Source organism: Klebsiella sp. GN_Kp190, from assembly GCF_040061795.1.
Classification (GTDB): Bacteria; Pseudomonadota; Gammaproteobacteria; order Enterobacterales; family Enterobacteriaceae; genus Klebsiella; species Klebsiella michiganensis.
Genome location: NZ_JBEAFN010000002.1, coordinates 36,255 through 61,336, shown reverse-complemented (window position 1 = coordinate 61,336; position 25,082 = coordinate 36,255). Strand labels below are relative to the sequence as shown.

General features: G+C 57.2%; 19 protein-coding genes. 8 read left to right on the top strand and 11 right to left on the bottom strand.

Going from position 1 to position 25,082, the window contains the following annotated elements; translation table 11 throughout:
• Nucleotides 1–149: 149 nt before the first annotated feature.
• Genes hofQ through ABLU67_RS00690 form a run of 5 tightly spaced genes read right to left on the bottom strand, consistent with a single transcriptional unit; the run spans nt 150 to nt 3,448 of the window.
• Entirely contained in the window at nt 150–1,391 is a 1,242-nt protein-coding gene (hofQ, locus tag ABLU67_RS00710; protein WP_032719989.1) for a DNA uptake porin HofQ, read from the bottom strand.
• Nucleotides 1,300–1,707, bottom strand: coding sequence for a HofP DNA utilization family protein (locus ABLU67_RS00705; protein ID WP_014839685.1), 408 nt, complete (start codon nt 1,705–1,707; stop codon nt 1,300–1,302). Before ABLU67_RS00705 ends, hofQ begins: the two co-directional genes overlap by 92 nt.
• Nucleotides 1,697–2,137, bottom strand: coding sequence for a hypothetical protein (locus ABLU67_RS00700; RefSeq protein ID WP_025107843.1), 441 nt, complete (start codon nt 2,135–2,137; stop codon nt 1,697–1,699). Before ABLU67_RS00700 ends, ABLU67_RS00705 begins: the two co-directional genes overlap by 11 nt.
• Nucleotides 2,121–2,660 (bottom strand): pilus assembly protein PilN, encoded by a 540-nt coding sequence (locus ABLU67_RS00695; protein ID WP_224384538.1) that lies wholly within the window; start codon nt 2,658–2,660, stop codon nt 2,121–2,123. Before ABLU67_RS00695 ends, ABLU67_RS00700 begins: the two co-directional genes overlap by 17 nt.
• Entirely contained in the window at nt 2,657–3,448 is a 792-nt protein-coding gene (locus ABLU67_RS00690; protein WP_109241033.1) for a pilus assembly protein, read from the bottom strand. Before ABLU67_RS00690 ends, ABLU67_RS00695 begins: the two co-directional genes overlap by 4 nt.
• 117 nt (nt 3,449–3,565) lie before the next feature.
• Here ABLU67_RS00690 and mrcA point away from each other — a divergent pair, with 117 nt between their 5' ends.
• Nucleotides 3,566–6,124 carry a peptidoglycan glycosyltransferase/peptidoglycan DD-transpeptidase MrcA gene (gene mrcA, locus ABLU67_RS00685; RefSeq protein WP_009654857.1) on the top strand — a complete coding sequence of 853 codons (2,559 nt, stop codon included), beginning with the start codon at nt 3,566–3,568 and terminating at the stop codon, nt 6,122–6,124.
• Nucleotides 6,125–6,269: 145 nt separating this feature from the next.
• On the opposite strand, the gene nudE is transcribed toward mrcA, so the two are convergent.
• Nucleotides 6,270–6,830, bottom strand: coding sequence for an ADP compounds hydrolase NudE (nudE, locus tag ABLU67_RS00680; protein WP_004854946.1), 561 nt, complete (start codon nt 6,828–6,830; stop codon nt 6,270–6,272).
• A gap of 327 nt (nt 6,831–7,157) precedes the next feature.
• On the opposite strand from nudE, the gene ABLU67_RS00675 reads away from it, so the two are divergent.
• The 5 genes from ABLU67_RS00675 (at nt 7,158) to pckA (ending at nt 13,307) form a co-directional block, all read left to right on the top strand.
• A complete protein-coding gene (locus ABLU67_RS00675; protein WP_316540754.1) occupies nt 7,158–9,287 on the top strand; it encodes an intracellular growth attenuator family protein in 2,130 nt (709 codons plus the stop codon).
• Between the two features lie 61 nt (nt 9,288–9,348).
• Nucleotides 9,349–10,020 carry a GMP/IMP nucleotidase gene (yrfG, locus tag ABLU67_RS00670; RefSeq protein WP_316540753.1) on the top strand — a complete coding sequence of 224 codons (672 nt, stop codon included), beginning with the start codon at nt 9,349–9,351 and terminating at the stop codon, nt 10,018–10,020.
• A gap of 11 nt (nt 10,021–10,031) precedes the next feature.
• Complete coding sequence (gene hslR, locus ABLU67_RS00665) at nt 10,032–10,433, top strand: ribosome-associated heat shock protein Hsp15 (protein WP_014227064.1); 402 nt, start codon at nt 10,032–10,034, stop codon at nt 10,431–10,433.
• 18 nt (nt 10,434–10,451) lie between these two features.
• Entirely contained in the window at nt 10,452–11,336 is an 885-nt protein-coding gene (gene hslO / locus ABLU67_RS00660) for an Hsp33 family molecular chaperone HslO (RefSeq protein WP_160741635.1), read from the top strand.
• A 348-nt stretch (nt 11,337–11,684) separates the two neighbouring features.
• Entirely contained in the window at nt 11,685–13,307 is a 1,623-nt protein-coding gene (gene pckA, locus ABLU67_RS00655) for a phosphoenolpyruvate carboxykinase (ATP) (RefSeq protein WP_014227066.1), read from the top strand.
• Nucleotides 13,308–13,367: 60 nt separating this feature from the next.
• Here pckA and malQ read toward each other — a convergent pair whose 3' ends face one another.
• Both malQ and malP read right to left on the bottom strand, forming a co-directional pair.
• On the bottom strand, nt 13,368–15,461 hold the full coding sequence (gene malQ / locus ABLU67_RS00650) for a 4-alpha-glucanotransferase (protein ID WP_047722858.1): 2,094 nt from the start codon (nt 15,459–15,461) through the stop codon (nt 13,368–13,370).
• Nucleotides 15,462–15,471: 10 nt separating this feature from the next.
• The gene (gene malP, locus ABLU67_RS00645) at nt 15,472–17,862 is read right to left on the bottom strand and encodes a maltodextrin phosphorylase (RefSeq protein ID WP_025107849.1); all 2,391 of its coding nucleotides are present in this window, start codon (nt 17,860–17,862) and stop codon (nt 15,472–15,474) included.
• A 619-nt stretch (nt 17,863–18,481) separates the two neighbouring features.
• Here malP and malT point away from each other — a divergent pair.
• Nucleotides 18,482–21,187 (top strand): HTH-type transcriptional regulator MalT, encoded by a 2,706-nt coding sequence (malT, locus tag ABLU67_RS00640; RefSeq protein WP_014227069.1) that lies wholly within the window; start codon nt 18,482–18,484, stop codon nt 21,185–21,187.
• 165 nt (nt 21,188–21,352) lie between these two features.
• Here the strand turns inward: malT and ABLU67_RS00635 are convergent, their stop codons facing one another.
• From ABLU67_RS00635 to glpE, 3 genes are read right to left on the bottom strand one after another with little or no spacing between them, the layout of a single operon-like run.
• Nucleotides 21,353–22,111, bottom strand: a complete 759-nt coding sequence (locus ABLU67_RS00635; RefSeq protein WP_025107850.1) for a DeoR/GlpR family transcriptional regulator — start codon at nt 22,109–22,111, stop codon at nt 21,353–21,355.
• Nucleotides 22,112–22,130: 19 nt separating this feature from the next.
• Nucleotides 22,131–22,961: a rhomboid family intramembrane serine protease GlpG gene (gene glpG / locus ABLU67_RS00630; RefSeq protein WP_348852105.1), complete on the bottom strand. Its 831-nt coding sequence runs from the start codon at nt 22,959–22,961 to the stop codon at nt 22,131–22,133.
• A gap of 59 nt (nt 22,962–23,020) precedes the next feature.
• Nucleotides 23,021–23,350, bottom strand: a complete 330-nt coding sequence (glpE, locus tag ABLU67_RS00625) for a thiosulfate sulfurtransferase GlpE (protein WP_004126086.1) — start codon at nt 23,348–23,350, stop codon at nt 23,021–23,023.
• Nucleotides 23,351–23,562: 212 nt separating this feature from the next.
• Here glpE and glpD point away from each other — a divergent pair, with 212 nt between their 5' ends.
• The gene (glpD, locus tag ABLU67_RS00620) at nt 23,563–25,071 is read left to right on the top strand and encodes a glycerol-3-phosphate dehydrogenase (protein ID WP_004854978.1); all 1,509 of its coding nucleotides are present in this window, start codon (nt 23,563–23,565) and stop codon (nt 25,069–25,071) included.
• The last annotated feature ends 11 nt before the right edge of the window (nt 25,072–25,082 follow it).

Below are 25,082 nucleotides of genomic sequence, written 5' to 3'. Positions count from 1 at the left end.
CAATACTCCGGCTGGTTTGGCAACAGAATAAATCACCGGACAAGAAAGGGAGGATTGATGTCGTACCCGACTCTCAAATCGGTACCCCTTGTATGCTAAATCCGTCCTCACGTCAAACACCTGAAACGTGTTTAGCATGAAAAACCCGCTTAATGCACTGCCAGAATACGTGGAGTGATGAAGACAACCAGTTCACGTCGTTCGTTATCCTTACCGTCACGGCGAAATAACTGACCAAGCCAGGGGATGTCGCTAAGGAGAGGAATACCATCGCGAGACGTTTTATTTTTCTGCGCAAAGATCCCGCCTAACGCCAGGGTCTCGCCGCTTTTCATTTCAACCTGCGTTTCTATTTCTTGTTTATCGATAGCCAGCGCTTCACCATTTTCCTGTTTGAGCACCTGGCCCGGCGTATTTTCGCTAATCCTGAGTTTTAAACGCACGCGATCGTGATGCAGCACCGTCGGCGTCACCTCCATCCCCAGCACCGCCTCTTTAAACTCAACGGAGGTCGCCCCGCTTTCGCCGCTGGAGACCTGATAAGGTATCTCGCTGCCCTGCTTAATGCTGGCGGGCTGCATATGGGAAGCCAACAGCCGAGGGCTGGCGATAATGTCCACCTGCTGCTTCTGCTCAAGCGCGGAAAGTTCCAGCTCCAGAAGCCGCCCGCTGATGCGGCCGATGTTAAACCCGGCCCTCGTGCTGGCATCCCCTACCGCCAGGTTGCTGCTCAAGGTGGTTAATTTACCGGAGCCCGGCGGGCTGCTGGCGTCGGCCAGGCTCCACTTAACGCCTAGTTCGCGCAGGCTGGTTTCGCTCATTGAGACGATGTGCGCCGCCAGCTCAACCTGGCCGACGGGCACATCCATTTCCCGTGCCCACGCTTTTAACGCCGGGAGGTGCCGGGCATCATCACGAATCAACAGGCGGTTGGTTCGCTTATCGACCATCATATGCCCGCGAGCGCTGAGCAGTTTTTCACCCGCCTTCGCCAAATCTTCTGCATCCGCATAATGCAAGGTCACGCTATGCCCCTGCAAAGGAAGATTCTGCAGACGCTTTGCTTTTTCCGCTTCCAGCTGCAGTTGCTGCGCCTTTTGCCACGCCTGAGTGTGCACGTACAGGACCGAACCTTGCTGAGTCAGGGCCAGACCGGCGCTGTCGATAACCGAGCGCAGCGCCTGTAACCAGGGCACCTCCTTCAGATGAAGAGATACCGTACCGCTGACGTCAGGAGCCACCACGAGATTTTTTTGCTTCAGCTCCGCCAGCGTTTGCAGTACCTGAGACACCGGCGCATCATCGACGACCAGCGACACGGGAAGATCCTTTTTGGCCGCGACGACCATCAGCGGCAGGAGCAGAAACAGCAGGCTTGTCCATCGCATTATTCTTTATTCCCTTTCGCAGCCAGACCCACTGTGCGGGTTCACACCCAGGACCGGTTGATATTGTCATTTTCTCTGGCGTCAGGCGCGTCACCCGCCAGCCCGTGGGCAAAATCGCCTCCGCCCTCACGCGACGCCATTTCCCGGCGCTATCCTGCACGATACCCATAAGCGCCAGCGAATCGCCGATAGCACCGCCGTAGCGCCACTGGCTAAGCTGCGCCGTCCGGCAGCGGTCCACCGGGGGCTGAAACGGATCGCGCTCTTCAGCCAGCAGCGGGAGCGGGAACAGCAGCCAACACCACCATTTAAGGCGCATCTTCCGCCTCCAGATGCAGGGTCAACCGTAACGCCTGCTTTTCCGGCTGCAGGGAGAAAGCCGTAGCGCGCATCCCGCAGCGAGCCAGCCAGGAAAAGAGCGCGGGCACCGCTTGCCAGTCAACAGCCAGCTGCATCTCGCCTGCGGAGCCCCCTGGCCGCCAGGCGATAAGCGTCGCCCCGGCAATCGGAAGATCAATAGGCGTAAAAACCTGGGTCGCGTCTTCCTCCATGCCGGCGGTCTGTAAAGCGCTACGCAGCGGCAGCAGTTTTCGCCACTGCGCCTGTACCTGCGGCGAGCGCCCCGCCGACGTTTCTGCCTGGAGAGGCAGCAGTAGCCAGAACCCGATTACGGCGATGAGGACCAGAGCGACGGATATCATGAACAGATATTTGCGCCCCGTCAGCCAACGTTCAACGTCCCACTGCATTGTCGTCCTCTTCGGCCATGGAAAAGTGAAATAACCAGCGCCCTTCGCTGTCGCGGTGCGTTTCTCCCGCCTTTGGCGGACGCAAGCCGGCAACGCTCCCCAGCGCCTTTTCAAGCTCAGCCAGCCCCTTTAGATGCAACGTGAGTCCGCTCAGTACCAGGGTATTCTGTCGGTATTCCAGCAGCGTTAACCAGGCGTGCTCCGGCATACGCGACGCTATCGCCTGTAACGTTGGCTGCCAGGCGGCGGTTCTCTCGCGCCGCAGATAGCGCAGGCGCCGTTGTTCCTGCTGCTGCAGGCGCTGGCGCATGGCGCGTTCACGCTGCTGTAATGCGCTATAAAGCAGGTCGTCAGCGCTTATCCTCGCCGTTTCAAGCGAGTGGCTGGCCCGTTTGTTGAGCCGTGAGGCGAGGATCGCCGCAAGCAGAATAAGCAGCAAACCCACAATCAGCAGTCCTGCCATCCGCAGACGTTGCAGTCGACGCGTTTCGCGCCAGGGAAGGAAGTTAACGATGTGGCTCATGACTGACCCGCTCCCAGCGCCAGGCCGAGGGCAACGGTAAAGCTATCGCCACGGGCCGGGAGCGGGGGCTGCAGGCGATGAATGGCGCTCCATGCGTCAAAATTCTGCCCGTCGAGCGAGGCAGAGGTGCAAAGGCGAAACTCTCCGGCGTTCACCCGGGAAACCAGGCCGGGAAAAGAGGGTACGTCGCTGCATGGACAGCATCCCCAGCTATCGGCGGTCGCCCAAAGCCAGCTCGTTTCGTCACGCCACGCCAGCCCCTGAACCTCGACGGGCAGCCAGGGGAAAAAGGCGCCAAGCGCGCTGGCGTCCGGAACAATTCCGACCACCTTCAGCTTCAGGCGGCTCGCCAGCTGGCCGAGGACGTTAATATCCAGGCGCTGCGCGGCGGTGACCCGCCAGCCATCGGCCGCTCTGGCGTCCACATAATCGACGCAGAGCGATGACGCGGGCATTTCCAGCTGCTGCGCCATCGCGCTGGCGATCCAGGTCGCCTGCTCGCTTTCTCGTAATGAAATCTGCGGGCGCGGAAGCTGCTTTTGCAGCGTTCGCGCCGCCGGGAAGGCAATACACGCCTGATGCTGCAAAGGCAGCTCCCGCCGCCAGGGCTGCAGCTGGCGGGCCAGCGACTCAACGTCCACCACGATGCCCTGCCGCACGGTGCCGGGCATCAGCGGGATACTCCACCAGCGACGTAGCGCCCAGCGTGAACGCTCGAGTAATAACGCGACGATAGCAATATGGTCCTGCTGAATATGCATTCCTATGCGCCAGTTTCTAAAAGCCATGCCTACGATCTCCTTATCCGCCGATATGCTTCGCTATATCAATGCTCCAGGCTTGCCTTTATACTACTGCGCGTTTGTTTATAAACTGCCCAATGAAAACTAAATGAGAAATCTCCGGTGAAGTTCGTAAAGTATCTTTTTATCCTTGCAGTCTGTTGCGTACTGCTGGGAGCAGGCTCGATTTTTGGTCTCTATAAATATATAGAGCCGCAGCTCCCCGACGTCGCAACCCTGAAGGATGTGCGCCTGCAGATCCCGATGCAGGTCTATAGCGCGGATGGCGAGCTGATTGCGCAATATGGCGAAAAACGCCGTATTCCCGTCACGCTGCAGCAAATGCCGCCTGAGCTGATAAAAGCGTTTATCGCCACCGAAGATAGCCGTTTTTATGAGCATCATGGCGTTGACCCGGTCGGAATTTTCCGCGCGGCCAGCGTCGCGATGTTCTCCGGCCACGCCTCGCAGGGCGCCAGTACGATTACTCAGCAGCTGGCGCGCAACTTCTTCCTGAGCCCTGAGAAGACGCTGATGCGTAAGGTGAAAGAAGCCTTCCTCGCGATCCGCATCGAGCAGTTGCTCAATAAAGATGAAATCCTTGAGCTGTACCTGAACAAAATCTATCTTGGCTACCGCGCCTACGGCGTCGGCGCGGCCGCGCAGGTCTATTTTGGGAAATCCGTCGATCAGCTTACGCTGAGCGAAATGGCGGTCATTGCGGGCCTGCCTAAAGCGCCGTCGACGTTTAACCCGCTCTACTCCATGGATCGCGCAACCGCCCGCCGCAACGTTGTTCTCTCACGGATGCTGAGCGAAGGCTACATCACGCAGTCGCAGTACGATCAGGCGCGTAGCCAGACGATTGACGCCAGCTACCATACGCCGGAAATCGCCTTCTCCTCCCCGTATCTTAGCGAAATGGTGCGTCAGGAAATGGTCAGCCGCTACGGCGAGCAGGCTTATGAAGACGGTTATCGCGTCTACACCACCATTACCCGTAAAAATCAGCAGGCAGCCCAGCAGGCGGTGCGGAATAACGTGCTGGATTACGATATGCGCCACGGCTATCGCGGCCCGGAAAAGGTGCTGTGGAAGGTGGGCGAAACGCCGTGGGATAACCAGAAAATCCTCGATACCCTGAAAAAAACCCCGAGTACCGGACCGCTCTCTCCGGCGGTAGTCACTTCGGCAAGCCCGCAGGAAGCCGTCGCACTCATGAGCAACGGCACCTCGGTGTCGCTGAATATGGAAGGCGTCCGCTGGGCGCGTCGGTTTATCTCTGATACCCAACAGGGCGCCACGCCGCGTAAAGTGAACGATGTGGTACAGGCCGGGCAGCAGGTGTGGGTTCGCCAGGTGGGTAGCAGCTGGTGGCTATCGCAGGTGCCTGATGTCAACTCGGCGCTGGTATCGATCAACCCGCAAAACGGGGCGATCATTGCGCTGGTCGGCGGCTTCGATTTCAACCAGAGCAAGTTCAACCGCGCGACTCAGGCGCTGCGCCAGGTCGGTTCTAACATTAAGCCGTTCCTCTACACAGCGGCAATGGATAAAGGCTTAACGCTGGCGAGCATGCTCAACGATGTGCCGATTTCCCGCTGGGATGCCGGCTCCGGCTCCGACTGGCGGCCAAAAAACTCCCCGCCGCAGTATGCGGGCCCTATCCGCCTGCGTCAGGGGCTGGGTCAATCAAAGAACGTTGTCATGGTTCGCGCGATGCGCGCCATGGGCGTGGACTACGCGGCTGAGTATCTCCAGCGCTTCGGCTTCCCGGCGCAGAACATCGTGCGGACAGAATCGCTGGCGCTGGGCTCCGCGTCTTTCACCCCGCTTCAGGTTGCTCGCGGCTATTCGGTGATGGCTAACGGCGGTTTCCTGGTCAGCCCTTATTTCATCAGCAAAATCGAGAACGATCAGGGCGGCGTCATTTTTGAAGAGCGGCCAAAAATTGCCTGCCCGCAGTGCAATATTCCGGTGATTTATGGCGATACGCCGAAGTCCGATGTGCTCGAGAACAAAGACGTTGAGGACGTAGCGACCTCTCAGGACCCGCAAAACCCCGGCGTTCCTCCGCAGCCGCAGCTGGCGCAGGCGAACCAGTCGCTGGTGGCGCAAAGTGGCGCACCGGAGTATGCGCCGCACGTGATCAACACCCCGCTGGCGTTCCTGATTAAAAGCGCCCTGAACACTAATATCTTCGGCGAACCGGGCTGGATGGGCACCGGCTGGCGAGCGGGACGCGATCTGCAGCGTCACGATATCGGCGGCAAAACCGGGACCACCAACAGTTCAAAAGATGCGTGGTTCTCGGGCTACGGCCCTGGCGTGGTGACGTCGGTATGGATTGGCTTCGATGACCACCGTCGCGACCTTGGCCGCACCACCGCCTCCGGGGCAATCAAAGATCAGATATCGGGCTATGAAGGCGGCGCCAAAAGCGCTCAGCCGGCCTGGGATGACTTTATGAAAAACGTGCTGCAAGGCGTACCGGAAGAACCGCTTACGCCGCCGCCGGGTATTATTACGGTCAACATTGACCGCAGTACCGGTCAGTTGGCCAGCGGCGGTAACAGCCGCGCTGAGTACTTTATTGAGGGCACTCAGCCTACCCAGCAGGCGGTTCATGAAGTCGGCACCACCATTACCGATGGCGGGGGGGAAACCCACGAACTGTTCTGACAAAAAAAGCGCCTGCGGGCGCTTTTTTTTGGCTGACGGAAAACCGGTTGTAGATATCGTGCCACGGCTGGCGCCTTTACCACGACCTACCGCAACGGCTCCGTGGGGCCCGCCGTGGGGCATTTTTCGTTATCCGGGAGTGACGTTACAGCCGCCCCTGAGCCTGCAGCCATTCGCGCAGCAGGAACAGCGCGCTAACGTTACGCGCTTCGTTAAAGTCTTCTTCATCAAGCAGCGTCATCAGCTGCGACAGCGGCCAGCGAACCTGGGGCAGCGGCTCGGGCTCGTCGCCGGGCAGCGATTCCGGATAAAGATCTTCCGCCACCAGAATGTTCATCTTGCTGGAGAAGTAGGAGGGGGCCATGCTCAGCTTTTTCAAAAACGTCAGTTTTTGCGCGCCAAAGCCGACCTCTTCTTTTAGCTCGCGGTTGGCGGCCTCCAGTACGCTTTCACCCGGATCGATCAGGCCTTTTGAGAAGCCCAGTTCATAGGATTCCGTACCGACAGCGTATTCGCGAATCAAGATTATATGGTCATCGACAATCGGCACAATCATCACGGCTTCACGGGTAGAAGGCCGCATCCGTTCATACACTCGGCGCACGCCGTTGCTGAACTCGAGGTCCACGCTTTCAACATTAAAAAGGCGCGAGCGCGCGACTGTTTCAACGTTGAGAATAGTGGGTTTTTGTAATGATTTGCTCATTGTCATCGGTCTATGCTGTGATTACAGCGGCCATTGTGCGATACGCAGCACGGTTTCGGCAATCCTAATCGCTACTAATTTACATAGTTGCAACTTTCCCGTCCCGAGCCCGATTATCACAATGACTAAAAAGTCAATAGGTTGAATAGTATTTGAGAATATACTGATTCCTGGATTTTAACGTTTTTGATAAGGTTGTATGCTGCTGCTTTGCATAAGAGATGTTCCCGCTTTAACAGAGTGCCGATTGCGACGGCTGTTTTACCTCCATTGATGAATGGCAACCGACGATACCAGTAAGAAAAGAATAACTATGATGGGATGGGCATGGGCACCTTTCTGATATTTTTGATAGCTCTGCTAATCTGCGCATTGATTATCGGGTGGTGGTATCGCACGCATGCAAGACGTCGTCGCCTGCCGCTGCTGCAGGCCTTTAGCGATGCCGCGACGCGCAAGCTTTCCGATGAAGAGCGCAGCGCCGTAGAAAAATACCTCGACCGTCTCAGCCGCAACCAGCAGCTGCCGGCATCAGGCGCCAGCAGCGCGCCGGTAAACCTGACCCTGAACGAACAGAGTGGCACCGTTTATAGCGTCACCCGAGCCATCACTCGCTACGGCATCACCACCGACGACCTCAACAAATGGCGCTACTTCCTTGATTCCGTTGAAATTCATCTTCCCCCCTTCTGGGAACAACACATCAATGATGAAAACAGCGTCGAATTAATCTCCACCGATAGCCTGCCGCTGGTGATTGCTCTCAACGGGCAAACTCTCAGCGACTACCCGCACGAGTCCCGAGGGTTGGCGCTTGAAAAATCCTCCGTGCCTCAGGCTTCCATCCGCGGAGAAGAGAGCGAACAAATTGAGCTGCTGAACATCCGCCCGGAAACCCCTGAAGAGTACGCGCTCAGCCGCCCTGACGGTCTGCGCGAAGCCATCCTGGTGGTCACCGCTTTCCTGCTGTTTTATTGCAGCCTGATGACTCCCAACGTTTTTTCCCCCTGGCTACTGGGCGGCGGGTTGCTTCTCCTGCTTGCGGGCATATGGGGTATTTACGCCCCCCCACGTAAAACATCGCTGCGGGAAATTCACTGCCTGCGCGGCATGCCTAAACGCTGGGGGCTGTTTGGTGAAAACGACCAGGAACATATCAATAATATTTCCCTCGGTATTATCGATCTTATCTACCCGCGCCACTGGCAGCCGTGGATCGCGCAGGACCTCGGCCAACAAACGGATATCGACATCTATCTTAGCCGCCACGTTGTCCGCCAGGGGCGCTTCCTGTCGCTACATGATGAGGTTAAAAACTTCCCGCTTCAGTACTGGCTCCGCAGCGCGATTATCGCCCTGGGCGCGCTGCTGGTCGTCGTGATGCTGTGGGCCAGCGTACCGCTGAATATGCCCTTTAAATTCACCCTTTCATGGCTCAAGGGCGCACAAACTATCGAAGCCACGACGGTTGCCCAGCTGGAGAAGTCAAAGATTCGCATCGGCGACACGCTGCGCCTGAAAGGCACTGGAATGTGCAACATCCACTCGCCGGGCGCCTGGACGGCAAAAGAGAACTCGCCGTTTATGCCGTTCGATTGTTCACAAATCGTCTGGAATGATGCCCCTCCCCTGCCGCTGCCGGAGTCAGATATCGTCAGTAAAGCCACCGCCCTGATGCAGACAGTTCAGCGCCAGCTCCATCCCGAATCCGATGACGATTCGCGCGTCAGCCCGGCGCTGCGTTCCGCCATTCAGAAGTCAGGCATGGTGCTGCTGGATGACTTTGGCGATATCGTCACCAAAACTAACGACCTGTGCTCTGCGAAAGACGATTGCGTTCGTTTGAAGAATGCGCTGGTTAACCTCGGTAATACCCGCAACTGGGAAACCCTGACCAAACGCGCAAACGCGGGTAAGCTGGATGGCGTCAACGTCCTGTTACGCCCGGTAAGCGCGGAGTCGCTGGAGAATCTGGTCACCACCTCCACCGCCCCGTTCATCAGCCGTGAAACCTCGCGCGCGGCGCAGGCGCTGAATAGCCCGGCGCCCGGCGGTTTCCTGATTGCCAGCGATGAAGGCAGCGACCTGGTGAATCAGCCATGGCCAGGCACCGGGTTATACGACTTCCCTGCACACCAGCAGTGGAGCGAACTGCAGCGCCTGGCGGGCATGTTAATGCACACGCCGTTCCAGGCAGAAGGCATCGTCACCAATCTTTATACCGATGCCAACGGGACGCAGCACATCAACCTGCATCGTATTCCCGATCGCACCGGTCTGTGGCGCTATCTCGGCACCACTCTGCTGCTGCTGACCATGCTGGGCTGCACGGCGTATCACGGCCTCCAGGCTTTTCGTCGCTATCAGCGCCATCGCCAGCGTCAGGAAGAGATTCAGAAATACTACGAAAGCTGCCTGAATCCGGATCTCCTTTCCTCGCCGGAACCGCAAGAATAATTCTCTGCGCGACCGGGTATGATACCCTGTCGCGCAATTTCCCCCTCGCTGGAGACTCACCATGCATTTTGATATCGCCTGGCAGGAGGTTGATACCGTTCTGCTGGATATGGACGGCACGCTGCTCGACCTCGCCTTCGACAACTACTTCTGGCAAAAACTGGTGCCGGAAACCTGGGGCGCCGCGCGGGGTCTCAACCTGCAGGAAGCCAAGGACGCAATGCGCCAGGAGTACCACGCGGTGCAACATACGCTAAACTGGTACTGCCTGGACTACTGGAGCGAGCGCCTGGGTTTGGATATTTGTGCGATGACCAGCGAGCAGGGGCCAAGGGCCGCGCTGCGTGAAGATACCGTGCCGTTCCTCGAGGCGCTAAAAAACAGCGGCAAACGGCGGATTTTGCTGACCAACGCCCATCCGCATAATCTGGCGGTGAAGCTAAAGCACACCGGGCTGGATGCACACCTTGATTTATTGCTTTCCACCCACACATTTGGTTATCCGAAAGAAGATCAGCGGCTGTGGCACGCCGTGGCTGAAGAAACCGGCTTCGACGCGCGTAATACGCTCTTCGTCGACGATAACGAGGCGATTCTGGACGCGGCGGCGGAGTACGGCATCCGCTATTGCCTCGGTATCACCAACCCCGATTCCGGGCTGGCGGAAAAAAGCTACGCTCGCCATCCGGGGTTGAATGACTACCGGCATCTGATCCCCTCGCTGACCCTATAACAGGAGAGGCCATGAAAGAAAAACCCGTCGAAGCCGTCAGGCTGGACAAATGGCTGTGGGCGGCCCGCATTTATAAAACCCGTGCGCTGGCGCGCGAGATGATTGAAGGCGGCAAGGTGCACTATAACGGACAACGCAGTAAGCCGGGCAAAGTGGTCGAGCTGAACGCGACCCTGCTGCTTCGCCAGGGTAATGACGAACGAACCATCGTGGTAAAGGGCATTACCGAACAGCGCAGACCCGCCAGTGAAGCCGTCGCGCTTTATGAAGAGACGGCGGAGAGCATCGAGAAACGCGAGAAAATGGCGCTGGCGCGGAAGATGAACGCGTTAACCATGCCGCATCCCGACAGGCGACCGGATAAGAAAGAGCGCCGCGACCTGATGAGATTTAAACACGGCGATAGTGAATAACTGTGGCCCGCAAGAGAGATGATTATGACTCAACACGATCAATTACACCGCTATCTGTTTGAAAACTATGCCGTACGCGGTGAGCTGGTAACCGTTTCAGAAACTTTAGAACAGATTCTGACCAACCATAGCTACCCGCAGCCGGTGAAAACCGTGCTGGCGGAACTGCTGGTTGCCACCAGCCTGCTGACCGCCACGCTGAAGTTCGCCGGCGATATTACCGTTCAGCTGCAGGGCGATGGCCCGCTGTCGCTGGCGGTGATCAACGGCAACAACCAGCAGCAGATGCGCGGTGTAGCCCGCGTCCAGGGCGAGATCCCGGAAGGGGCGGACCTGAAAACCATGGTCGGTAACGGATATCTGGTCATTACCATCTCTCCGGAAGAGGGCGAGCGCTATCAGGGCGTGGTCGGCCTCGAGGGGGATACCCTTGCGGCCTGCCTCGAAGATTACTTCCAGCGCTCCGAACAGCTGCCGACCCGACTGATCATTCGTAGCGGCGAACACGACGGTAAACCGATGGCCGGCGGCATGCTGCTGCAGGTTCTGCCGGCGCAGGACGCACAGGCGGCGGATTTCGAACATCTGAGCACCCTGACTGAGACCATCAAAGCTGAAGAGCTGTTTACCCTGCCAGCGAACGATGTGCTCTGGCGCTTGTATCACGAAGAAGAAGTCACCGTTTACGAGCCGCAGAACGTCGAGTTTAAATGCACCTGCTCTCGCGAGCGCTGCGCCGGCGCGCTGAAAACGCTGCCGGATGAGGAGATCGATAGCATCCTGGCCGATGAAGGTGAAATCGATATGCACTGCGACTACTGCGGTAATCACTACATCTTTAATGCGATGGATATTGCCGAAATTCGTAACAACGCCTCCCCGGCCGACCCGCAGCTCCACTAATCATCGCTTCGCCAGGCGCGGTTTCCCTTTTCGCGCCTGGCGTCAACGCTTTTTCTGCGCGTGGTGAATCGATTCCCCATGAAAGAGTTACGTAATTTTCTTTCAGGTAAGCGATTACATTCACATTTCAACAGTTTTTTTAATTACTTTTTAACCATTAAGAAACATCTACCCCCAACTATGCCCCAATTCCTGAGATAATCCCCTACGCCTCGTGACAGGAGTCACAACGTTTTTCGTAAGTCCGCCGTTTGTCGAGATACGTAAATCTATGAGCCTGGTCGCGGTCTATACCCCGTAATAAACCCTACAATTTAAAGCAGTACATATTGGCTAAGGAGCAGTGACATGCGCGTTAATAATGGTTTAACCCCGCAGGATCTCAAGGCTTATGGTATCAATGACGTCCAGGATATCGTTCATAACCCCAGCTACGATACTTTGTATGAAGAAGAGCTCGCCCCCAATCTGGAAGGCTATGAACGTGGCGTATTAACAAATCTTGGTGCAATCGCCGTAGATACCGGTATTTTTACCGGCCGTTCTCCAAAAGATAAGTATATCGTTCGTGACGACACCACCCGCGATACGGTGTGGTGGGCTGATAAAGGCAAAGGCAAGAACGACAACAAGCCGCTCTCTGAGGAAACGTGGCAGCACCTGAAGGGGCTGGTGACCCGCCAGCTCTCCGGCAAGCGTCTGTTTATCGTTGACGCCTTCTGCGGCGCCAATGCCGACACCCGCCTGAGCGTCCGCTTTATTACCGAAGTCGCCTGGCAGGCGCATTTCGTGAAGAACATGTTTATCCGACCAGGCGATGAAGAGCTGGCAAACTTCAAGCCGGACTTCATCGTGATGAACGGCGCCAAGTGCACCAACCCGCAGTGGAAAGAACAGGGTCTGAACTCCGAGAACTTCGTCGCGTTCAACCTGACCGAGCGCATTCAGCTCATCGGCGGCACCTGGTACGGCGGCGAAATGAAAAAAGGGATGTTCTCGATCATGAACTACCTGCTGCCGCTGAAGGGCATCGCCTCCATGCACTGCTCCGCCAACGTAGGGGAAAAAGAGGATGTCGCCATCTTCTTCGGCCTTTCCGGTACCGGCAAGACCACCCTCTCTACCGATCCGAAACGCCGTCTGATTGGCGATGACGAACACGGCTGGGATGACGACGGGGTCTTCAACTTCGAAGGCGGCTGCTACGCCAAGACCATTAAGCTTTCCGAAGCCGCGGAGCCGGATATCTACCATGCGATTCGCCGCGATGCGCTGCTGGAGAACGTGGTGGTGCTGGCCGACGGCACCGTCGATTTTAACGACGGTTCGAAGACCGAAAACACCCGCGTCTCTTATCCGATCAACCATATCGAGAACATCGTTAAGCCGATCTCTAAGGCCGGTCATGCCACCAAGGTTATCTTCCTGACCGCCGACGCCTTTGGCGTCCTGCCACCGGTTTCTCGCCTGACCGCCGACCAGACCCAGTACCATTTCCTGTCTGGCTTCACCGCCAAACTGGCAGGTACCGAGCGCGGCGTTACGGAGCCGACGCCAACCTTCTCCGCCTGCTTTGGCGCGGCGTTCCTGTCGCTGCACCCGACGCAGTACGCGGAAGTACTGGTGAAGCGCATGCAGGCGTCCGGCGCGCAGGCCTATCTGGTCAACACCGGCTGGAACGGTACCGGTAAACGTATCTCTATCAAAGATACTCGCGCCATTATCGACGCCATTCTTGATGGTTCGCTGGACAACGCCGAAACCTTCACTCTGCCGATGTTTGAGCTGCAGATCCCGACCGAGCTTCCCGGCGTGGATACCCATATCCTTGACCCGCGCAACACTTACGGATCGCCGGAGCAGTGGCAGGAGAAAGCGGAACAGCTGGCGAAGCTGTTTATCGAGAACTTCGAGAAGTACACCGATACGCCGGCGGGCGCTGCGCTGGTGGCCGCAGGGCCGAAACGCTAATCGGGTCCGCAGAAATGAAAAAGCCGGGAATCGCTTCCCGGCTTTTTTATCGCGTTGACATCACGCTGGCTTCTTCTTACTCGCCGCCTTACGCCGCTTATCCAGATCCTTAAGCAGCTTATTCACCTGCTCATCGGCAAACATCGCCTCGAGGGTGGTGGAGAGCTTGCGACGCCAGTTTGGATACTCCGTGCTGGTGCCCGGAATATTGACCGGCTCGGCCATCTCCAGCCAGTCTTCCGGCTGCAGGCCCAGCAGGGCGCTGTTGCTGTCGGCAATATAGCGCTGCATTCCACGATTGAGGGTCGACGTCATCGCCATCAGCGACGCTTTGTGCCCGGTACGCTTCGGCAGACAGCCGTAGCGGTGCAGAGCGTCCAGCAGCCCCTGCTTCGCCCGCTCGCGGTCCTGATACAGTCCGCGCAGTACCACCGCATCCGGATACAGGCCAAGCGATTTACCCAGCGTCAGGTCGCCGCTTTCCCAGTAGCCGCGCAGCGTTGGCAGGTCATGCGTCGTAGCCACAGCCATTGATTGCTCCGGATACGCCTTCGGCGCACGGAAAGTCTTCTCGTGGTCATTTTCGAAATAGAGCACTTTGTAAGAGTAAACGCCGCTTTTACGCAGCTTACCGACGATCTCTACCGGTACGGTTCCCAGATCCTCGCCGATCACCATACAGCGATGACGTTTACTCTCCAGCGCCAGAATCGACAACAGATCGTCGACCGGATACTGCACATAGGCGCCGTGATCGGCCGTTTCACCGTAAGGGATCCACCACAAACGCAGCACCGACATCACGTGATCGATGCGCAGCGCCCCGCAGTTTTGCATGTTGGCGCGCAGCAGTTCGACAAACGGCTCATAGGCGCGCGCCACGATGATATGCGGATCCATCGGCGGCAGGCCCCAGTTTTGTCCCAGCGGGCCCAGGATATCCGGCGGCGCGCCGACGGAGGCTTTCAGGCAGTACAGCTCGCGATCGCACCAGGTTTCCGCCCCGCCTTCCGCAACGCCCACCGCCAGGTCGCGATACAGGCCGATCGGCATAGCGTCGTTCTGGCTGGTATGCCAGCATTCGGCAAACTGAGTGAAAGCGAGCCACTGCAGCCACAGGTAAAAATTCACCTCATCGGCGTGTTCGGTGCAGAACGCTTTAACCTCCGGGCTATCGGTATCCTGATAAGCCTTCGGCCACGCGGGCCAGCCCCAGCGCAGCGGATCCTGCTTAACCTGCCAGGCGTGCAGCGCGTCAAACGCCGCCTGCCAGTACAGGCTTTCCCCCTCGCGCGCCACAAACTGACGGAACTCCGCCGTCGTCTCATCGTTACGTGCGGAAAAACCTTTCCAGGCCATGCGCAGCGCAGTGAGCTTAAGGGCGGTCACGGCGGTGTAGTCAACATCATCGGTCTGACGCGCGGCCTGTAGGGCCTGCTGCGTAGCCGGTGATTGCCACCATTTCTGCGCCTCTTTGCTGTGTCGGAAATCCTCTACCGCATTGACATCAATATAGATAACGTTGAGCCAGCGGCGTGAAGAGGGGCTGTACGGACTGGCGCTCTCCGGATTAGCCGGATAGAGCGCGTGAATCGGGTTAAGCCCGATAAACGCACCGCCGCGGTGGGCGATTTCCGGCAGCATCGCGCGTAAATCGCCGAAGTCGCCAATCCCCCAGTTCTTCTCCGAGCGCAGCGTATACAGCTGTACGCAGGTTCCCCACAGCTTCTTGCCATCCTTCAGCGCCTGCGGTTCGTAGCAGCGCGCGGGCGCGACGATGACCCGGCAGTGCCAGCGGTCGCCGTCCTGAGTCAGCGTCAGCGTGTGGTACCCTTCCGGCAATCTTGCCGGCAGCGGCAGCGTTTCACCGCCGCGCGCCTGGCCCTGATACTGTTTCCCTTCTTCGGTGGTGAGGATCCAGTGGAACTCCCCCTGGCCCGCCACCGGCAGAGACATCTTTTTGCCGTAGGTGAACACCTGCACCGCAGGCAGCGGGTTAACCGCCGCCTTCACGGCGGTCGCAGTACGATGCATCGCATCAAGCAGCCGCTGCTTGGTCACCGCAGCAATGGACTGCGGCTTTCCATGAGCGTTGATGTAGCTTGGGCTTATTCCCGCCGCCAGGGCAGCGTTATCAAGGCGTTTAGTCTCCATAGGCCTGTCCTTAGCGTTTTGCCTGCCAGATACGTTGCTGATAATCGCGAATCGAGCGGTCGGAGCTGAACATGCCGCAGCGCGCGGTGTTCAGGATCGCTGCGCGCGTCCAGGCCTCCTGGTCGCGATACAGCGCATCAACCTGCTTCTGCGCCGCCACGTAGGCTTCAAAATCAGCCAGCACCAGGTACGGATCGCCGCCTTTCAGCAGGCTATGCAGCATCTGGTCAAAGGCATGTTTATCGCCATCGCTATATTTGCCGCTCTCCAGCTCTTTCAGCACCGCGTCCAGCAGCTTGTCTTTCTTACGCCATTTCAGCGGATCGTAGCCTTTGGCCTTCAGCGCTTTCACTTCTTCCACGGTATGACCGAAGATAAAGATGTTTTCGTCACCCACCTGCTCAGCGATTTCCACGTTCGCCCCGTCCAGGGTTCCCACGGTCAGCGCGCCGTTCAGCGCCAGCTTCATATTGCCAGTACCGGAGGCCTCTTTGCCCGCCGTAGAGATCTGCTCGGAGACATCCGCCGCCGGGATCAGCATTTCCGCCGCCGAGACGCAGTAGTCCGGCAGGAATACCACTTTCAGCTTATCGCCAACCAGCGGATCGTTATTGATCGCTGCGGCAACCTTGTTGATCGCCCAGATAATATTCTTCGCCAGGTAGTAGCCCGGCGCCGCTTTCGCACCGAACAGGAACACGCGCGGTACGCGGTCCGCCTGCGGGTTCTCGCGGATTTCTTTGTACTGCGCGAGGATGTTCAGCAGATTGAGGTGCTGACGTTTGTACTCGTGCAGACGTTTAATCTGGATATCGAAAATCGCCTGCGGATTAATCTCGATACCGGTACGCCGCTTCACAAACTCCGCCAGACGAACCTTGTTGGCCAGCTTAATGTCGCGATACGTCTGACGGAACTTAGCGTCATCGGCATATTTTTCGAGGTTGATCAGCTGGTCGAGATCGTTGGCCCACTCTTTCTTCAGGGTTTTATCCAGCAGCGCGGCCAGAGCCGGGTTGCACTGTTTGATCCAGCGGCGCGGGGTAATACCGTTGGTGACGTTATGGAATTTATTCGGCCACAGCTGGTGATATTCCGGGAACAGATCTTTCACCACCAGGTCGGAGTGCAGCGCGGCAACGCCGTTAACCGCAAAGCCACTCACCACGCACATGTTCGCCATGCGAACCTGTTTATCGTGCACCACCGCCAGTTTCGCCCATACCTGCTTATCGCCCGGCCAGGTTTTATCCACCAGCGTTTTAAAGCGGTCGTTAATCTGTTTGATGATCTGCATGTGGCGCGGCAGCAGCGCTTTCACCAGCTTCTCATCCCAGCACTCCAGCGCTTCCGGCATCAGGGTGTGGTTGGTATACGCGAAGGTTTTGCTGGTAATCGCCCAGGCGTCGTCCCAGCTCAGCTGATGCTCATCAATCAGCACGCGCAGCAGTTCCGGAATCGCAATCGTCGGGTGAGTATCGTTAAGCTGGATGACTTCATAATCCGCCAGCTCCGCCAGCTTGCGGCCCGCCAGATGATGGCGACGCAGAATATCGGCAACCGAGCAGGCGCACTGGAAGTACTGCTGCATCAGACGCAGTTTTTTACCCGCCTGATGGTTATCGTTCGGGTAGAGAACTTTCGTCAGTTTTTCGGCGTCAATGCCCTGCTGTTCGGCACGCAGGAAATCGCCGTCGTTGAATTTGGTCAGGTTAAACGGATGCGCGTGCTTAGCCTGCCACAGGCGCAGCGGCTGAGCCACGTTGTTGCGGTAGCCCAGAACCGGCAGATCCCAGGCTTCGCCGGTAATCACGAATGCCGGTATCCACTCACCGCTTTTGGTCACTTTACCGCCGAGGCCAACCTGCACGTCCAGCGCTTCGTTGTGGCGGAACCACGGGTAGCTATTACGCCCCCAGTCATCCGGCGCTTCCATCTGCTGGCCGTCAGCGAAAGACTGGCGGAACAGACCGTACTGGTAGTTCAGGCCGTAGCCGGTCGCCGACTGGCCAACGGTAGCCATTGAATCAAGGAAACAAGCCGCCAGACGGCCAAGACCGCCGTTGCCCAGACCCGGGTCGATTTCCTCTTCCAGCAGGTCGGTCAAATTAATGTCGTGGGCCTGAAGCTCATCGCTGACCTGCTGATACCAGCCAAGGTTAAGCAGGTTGTTGCCGGTCAGGCGACCGATCAAAAACTCCATGGAGATATAGTTTACGTGGCGCTGCCCTTCGGCCGCTTTTGCTACCGGCTGAGCCGACAACAGCTCGGACAGCGCACCGCTAACGGCGCGCCACCACTGACGCTGGGTCATCTCGGAAGCGGACTGTAAACCAAAATGCTGCCACTGACGCGTCAGTGCAGCCTGAAACTGAGCTTTGTTAAAAGAAGTCTGTGACATAAGTAATCCGGGTCCTTTACTAAAACGTTAGCGTTAGTGTGCCGACCTCCCGGAGTCGCGTCCTCATCCCGCCAGGGATTAGCCGGGGAGGAGTAGCAGGGATGAGCGAAAAGTGTGATCGTGGCCACTATTACGTTAGCCTACCGGCAAAAATTATGCTGCAAAATTCGCCATACCGAAACAACAAACCGGCCCGCCTTGCGCTCAAAATTTTGTTACAAGCCAGGACGATAAAAGCAAGCGAAATGCTGTTTTGTAAATATTGCCAAATAAAAGTAAATATCAGGGGAATAAACGTACTTTAATGTAGAAATAGCTCAAAAAGATGACTTATAAGATTTCGCTGATAATATTTTATTAAAAACAAACAGCTACTAATTTTGTAATAAAAGATTAGCTTATCGTGCCTGTAACCTGCGCAATCCCAATAACCGCGCACGCTGACGCGGATTTCTGTGAATTTCTCTCTATGTCCAAATTTGTGACATAGAGCAAATTCAAGAGCATAAAACTCGGACATAACTTGCAATAAAATTCATTATGGCCGACCTTATTGGATATTAATTACGAAGCGCAAAAAAATTCGCAACTCCTCCCTTGCACAGCGAAATGAAGAACTATGTTGATTCCGTCTAAATTAAGTCGCCCGGTCCGCCTTGAACACACTGTGGTTCGTGAGCGATTGCTGGCGAAACTTTCCGGCGCGAACAATTATCGTCTCGCGTTGGTGACCAGCCCGGCTGGCTACGGTAAGACCACGCTCGTGTCTCAATGGGCGGCGGGGAAAAACGATCTCGGCTGGTTCTCCCTGGATGAAGGCGATAACCAACAGGAGCGTTTTGCCAGCTATCTTATCGCCGCCGTTCAACAGGCAACCGGCGGCCACTGCGCGGCCAGCGAAGCGATGGTGCAAAAGCGCCAGTACGCCAGCCTGCCTTCCCTCTTCGCACAACTGTTTATTGAACTGGCCGACTGGCAGCGCCCGCTGTTCCTGGTGATTGATGATTACCATCTGATCAGCAATCCGGTGATTCATGACGCAATGCGTTTCTTCCTCCGCCATCAGCCAGAAAATATGACGCTGGTGGTGCTGTCGCGTAATCTGCCGCAGCTGGGTATCGCCAACCTGCGCGTGCGCGATCAGCTGCTGGAAATCGGCAGCCAGCAGTTGGCTTTTACCCATCAGGAAGCCAAGCAGTTTTTCGATTGTCGTCTCAGTTCGCCCATTGAGGCCGACGACAGCAAAAGGCTGTGCGACGATGTTGCCGGCTGGGCCACCGCGCTACAGCTGATTGCCCTCTCGGCGCGCCAGAACAATACTTCCGCCCACCACTCCGCTCGTCGTCTTGCCGGCATTAACGCCAGCCATCTTTCTGACTATCTGGTCGATGAGGTGCTGGATAACGTGGACCCGCGGACGCGTAATTTCCTGCTGAAAAGTTCGCTACTGCGTTCAATGAACGATGCGCTCATCGTCCGCGTTACCGGCGAAGAGAATGGCCAGATGCAGCTGGAAGAAATTGAACGTCAGGGCTTATTCCTGCAGCGGATGGACGATTCCGGCGAATGGTTCCGCTACCATCCGCTGTTCGGCAACTTCCTGCGCCAGCGCTGCCAGTGGGAGCTGGCGGTTGAGCTGCCGGAAATTCACCGTGCGGCGGCAGAAAGCTGGATGGCGCAAGGCTTCCCGAGCGAAGCCATTCACCACGCCCTGGCCGCGGGTGACGCCAAAATGCTGCGCGATATTCTGCTCAACCACGCGTGGGGCATGTTTAACCACAGCGAACTGAGTTTGCTGGAGCAGTCCCTCGCCGCGCTGCCGTGGTCAAACCTGCTGGAAAACCCGCGTTTAATTCTTTTGCAGGCCTGGCTGATGCAGAGCCAGCACCGCTATAGCGAAGTGAATACCCTGCTGGCGCGCGCCGAGCAGGAGATGGATACGGAAATGGACACCGCCATGCACGGGGATTTCAACGCCCTGCGCGCCCAGGTGGCGATCAACGCAGGCGATCAGGACGAAGCCGAGCGCCTGGCGATGGTGGCCCTTGATGAACTGCCGCTGGCCAGCTACTACAGCCGTATCGTTGCCACATCCGTACACGGTGAAGTTCTGCACTGCAAAGGCCAGCTGAGCAAATCGCTGGCGGTCATGCAGCAGACGGAACAGATGGCCCGCCGTCATGACGTCTGGCACTACGCGTTATGGAGCATGATCCAGCAAAGCGAAATCCTCTTTGCGCAGGGGTTCCTGCAGGCCGCCTGGGAAATTCAGGAAAAAGCGTTCCAGCTGATTCGCGAACAGCACCTTGAGCAGCTGCCGATGCACGAGTTCCTGCTGCGGATTCGCTCCCAGCTGCTGTGGGCCTGGGCGCGGCTGGATGAAGCGGAGACCTCCGCGCGCAGCGGCATGAACGTGCTTTCCTCCTATCAGCCGCAGCAGCAGCTGCAGTGCCTGACGCTGATGGTACAGTGCTCGCTGGCACGGGGCGACCTGGATAACGCCCGCAGCCATTTGAATCGCCTGGAAAACCTGCTGGGCAACGGCCATTACCATAGCGACTGGGTATCCAATGCCGACAAAGTCCGGGTGATCTACTGGCAGATGATCGGCGATAAAGCCGCCGCGGCAAACTGGCTGCGCCAGACGCCAAAACCGGAATTCGCTAACAACCATTTCTTGCAGAGCCAGTGGCGCAATATCGCCCGCGCGCAGATCCTGCTCGGCGATTTTGATTCCGCCGAAATGGTGCTGGAAGAGCTAAACGATAACGCCCGCTCGCTGCGTTTGATGAGCGACCTGAACCGCAACCTGCTGCTGCTCAACCAGCTCTACTGGCAGGCCGGGCGTAAGAGCGAAGCGCAAAAAGCGCTGCTGGAAGCGCTCACCCTCGCTAACCGCACCGGGTTTATTAATCATTTTGTCATTGAAGGCGAAGCGATGGCGCAGCAGCTGCGCCAGCTGATTCAGCTCAATACGCTGCCGGAGCTGGAGCAGCACCGCGCCCAGCGTATTCTGCGCGATATCAACCAGCATCATCGGCATAAGTTCGCCCACTTTGACGAGAGCTTCGTCGAACGGCTGCTGAACCACCCGGAAGTGCCGGAGCTTATCCGCACCAGCCCGCTGACCCAGCGCGAATGGCAGGTCCTGGGACTTATCTATTCCGGCTACAGCAACGAGCAGATTGCCGGTGAGCTGGACGTGGCCGCCACTACGATTAAAACGCATATCCGTAACTTGTATCAGAAGCTGGGGGTGGCGCACCGCCAGGATGCCGTTCAGCATGCCCAGCAGCTGTTGAAAATGATGGGATACGGGGTTTAAGCCGCTATCGGCTCGCTTCAGGCAACATAACCGTTACGTCATCGCCGGCGGCAGGTTTCCCTCCGCCTGGCGGCGGAGATAATCCCGTCACTCATCAACATCACGCCATCAATCGCGCGCGTCAGGCGGAGCAACGCTCTGGCATGACCCGGAAATGCTAAAGGTTCAGCACAGCTCCAGCTGAAGGTTGTTATCGGTAATCACCTTCAGTACGCCGGCGGGCGGCATCACATCGGTGTAGACCGCATCAACCATACTGATGCTGCCCATGTTGACCATCGCATTACGGCCAAATTTAGAATGGTCAACGACCAGCATCACGTGGCGGGAGTTTTCAATAATCGCCCGTTTGGTGCGCACTTCGTGGTAGTCGAACTCCAGCAGCGAGCCATCGCTGTCGATACCGCTGATGCCGAGAATGCCGAAATCAAGGCGAAACTGGGAGATAAAGTCCAGGGTGGCCTCACCGATAATACCGCCATCCCGGCTGCGCAGCTCGCCGCCGGCCAGGATAATACGGAAGTCCTCTTTCACCATCAGCGTATTGGCGACGTTGAGGTTATTGGTGACGATGCGCAGATCGTTATGGTTAAGCAGCGCGTGGGCCACCGCTTCCGGCGTGGTACCGATATCGATAAACAGCGTCGCGCCATCGGGGATTTCGCTCGCCACCTTGCGGGCGATGCGCTCTTTTTCATGGGTCTGGGTCGATTTTCTGTCGTGCCAGGACGTATTCACCGAGCTGGACGGTAGCGCAGCACCGCCGTGATGACGCAGAATCATTTTCTGATCGGCTAAATCATTCAGATCGCGGCGAATGGTCTGCGGGCTGACGGCAAACTGCTCGACAAGCTCTTCGGTACTGACGTATCCCTGTTTTTTTACCAGCTCGATAATCGCGTCATGACGTTGTGTTTGTTTCATGAAATATCCCTGGGAATCTCTACGTTCGTTTTCGCATATTCTGCGTATCAACAAACGCCATCGCCAGCCCGGTCACCAGACCGGCCACGTGCGCACCGTTCGCAATCGACATGCCGAAAACATCAAACCATCCAGCAATTAACCATACTAAAGAGAAGAGTATCAAGCCGCGCTGTAAATAAACGCCGCTCTGCGGATCGCGCTCGCCCCGTAGCCAGACATAGCCCATTAGCGCATAGACTACGCCGGAGAGTCCGCCAAACCACGGGCCGCTGAACTGATGCTGCACAAAGCCGCTCAGCAAAGCGGCGATCACCGTAATCACCACCAGCTTGCCGCTGCCAATGCGCTTTTCTACCGCTCCGCCGAGGTACCACCACCATAGCAGGTTGAACAGAATATGCATCAGCGAGAAGTGCATAAGCGCATGGCTAAAGTAGCGCCAGACTTCAAATTTCAGCGAAGGATCGTAGGGCCAGGCCAGCAGCAGCATGACCGGTTGATCGCCAATGACCGTTTGCAGGACAAAGACGGCGATGCAGGCGAAGAGCACGCCCCAGGTCACCGGCCCGGCGTTATGGCGAAGCGTCGCTAAAAAGGGAAAGCGCTGGTAGTGCAGCCCGCTATTGGTGTGCCCCGACTGCCAGCTGGCGGCGAGGTAACGCGGATCGGCGGGATTTTCCAGAAAGCGGGCCAGCTCGGCCTGTACGCGTCCGGCCTGGGACTCATCAGCCAGCCAGATATCGCTCTGCGTATGCTGCTGAATAGTCAGAATAATGCCCTGCGTCGCCATATAGTCGACAAACGCCTGGGCCACGCGCGGGTTGGCAAAAGAGGTAATCATTAACATGCAGCGGATCGCTTATTCCACACAAAGGGAGATATTATAGCCACAACCGGCGCTAACGCCTAAAGTGCGCCATGCGCGACTTCCGCCGGAAAATGCCGGTGCCAGGCATCAAACCCGCCGTCCACGCTGTAAACCTTGTCGTAACCCTGCTGCAGCAGATACTGCGCGGCGCCTTTGCTGCTATTGCCGTGATAGCACATCACCATGACCGCCGTATCAAAGTCGTTGTCGCGCATAAACGCGCCCAGCGTATCGTTGGTCAGATGGAATGCGCCCGGCGTGTGGCCCATCGCATAGCTTTGCGGGTCGCGAATATCGACCAGCACCGCCGTCTGCTGGTGCATTTTCTGGTGGGCTTCTTCTACGTTAATACATTCAAAGCGATCCATAAGCTCTCTTCTTTATATACGGATATACAGGCAGGCGGCGAAACGCCCTGGATTTTAGCGTCTAGTGTACAGCCTGGCGCTAAATAAACGCCAATATGTTACACGCATCACTCTGAAATGTTTTTTTGATGTTACCAATAGCGCGATTGTTTGCTATATTGAGCGATATCGAACATTTGTGAGCTTAAACGAAAGTGTAAGAGGTGGCGAGCGTGGAAACCAAAGATCTGATTGTGATAGGGGGAGGCATCAACGGTGCCGGTATCGCGGCAGACGCCGCAGGGCGTGGTTTGTCCGTACTGATGCTGGAGGCAAGCGACCTTGCCTGCGCCACATCCAGCGCCAGCTCAAAGCTGATTCACGGCGGGCTGCGCTACCTTGAACACTATGAGTTCCGCCTGGTGAGCGAAGCGCTGGCCGAACGCGAAGTGTTGTTGAAAATGGCCCCGCATATCGCCTTCCCGATGCGCTTTCGTTTACCGCATCGCCCGCACCTGCGTCCGGCGTGGATGATCCGCATTGGCCTGTTTATGTACGATCATCTGGGCAAGCGCACCAGCTTACCCGGCTCAACCGGGTTGCGTTTTGGCACAGAATCGGTACTTAAACCTGAAATCGTGCGCGGTTTCGAATATTCCGACTGCTGGGTTGACGATGCGCGTCTGGTGCTGGCCAATGCCCAGATGGTTGTGCGTAAAGGCGGGGAAGTGCGCACGCGGACCCGCGCCATCTCGGCAAAACGTGAAAACGGTTTGTGGATTGTCGAAGCCGAAGATATTGATAGCGGCGAGAAGTTTACCTGGCAGGCGCGCGGTCTGGTTAACGCCACCGGCCCGTGGGTCAAACAGTTCTTCGACGAAGGGATGCATCTGCGCTCGCCGTACGGTATTCGCTTGATCAAGGGCAGCCATATCGTGGTACCGCGCGTGCACACGCAGAAACAGGCCTACATCCTGCAAAATGAAGATAAACGCATTGTGTTTGTGATCCCGTGGATGGATGAATTTTCCATCATCGGCACCACCGACGTGGAGTATAAAGGCGATCCTAAAGCGGTAGCGATCGACGACAACGAAGTTAACTACCTGCTGAACGTCTATAACGCCCACTTTAAAAAGCCTCTCACGCGGGACGATATCGTCTGGACCTACTCCGGCGTGCGCCCGCTGTGCGACGATGAATCCGACTCGCCGCAGGCGATCACCCGCGATTACACTCTTGATATCCATGATGATAACGGGCAGGCGCCGCTGCTGTCGGTCTTTGGCGGCAAGCTGACCACCTATCGCAAGCTGGCCGAGCATGCGCTGGAGAAACTGACGCCTTACTACAAAGGCATCGGCCCGGCATGGACCAAAACCGCGGTGCTGCCCGGCGGCGATATCGGCAGCGACCGTGACGACTACGCGGCGAAACTGCGCCGCCGCTTTTCGTTTATCAGCGAATCGATGGCCCGCCATTACGCCCGCACCTACGGCAGCAACAGTGAGCTAATCCTTGATAAGGCGACCTCACTGGACGATCTGGGTGAGCATTTCGGCCATGAGTTTTTTGAAGCCGAACTGCGCTATCTGGTTGAGCACGAATGGGTTCGTTCGCTGGATGACGCGATCTGGCGTCGCACTAAACAAGGTATGTGGCTGAATGACGAGCAGCAGGCGCGCATCAGCGAGTGGCTGGCGCAGCACGCGGGAAAGTCTGAGCTGTCGCTGGCGTCGTAACACCGCAAACA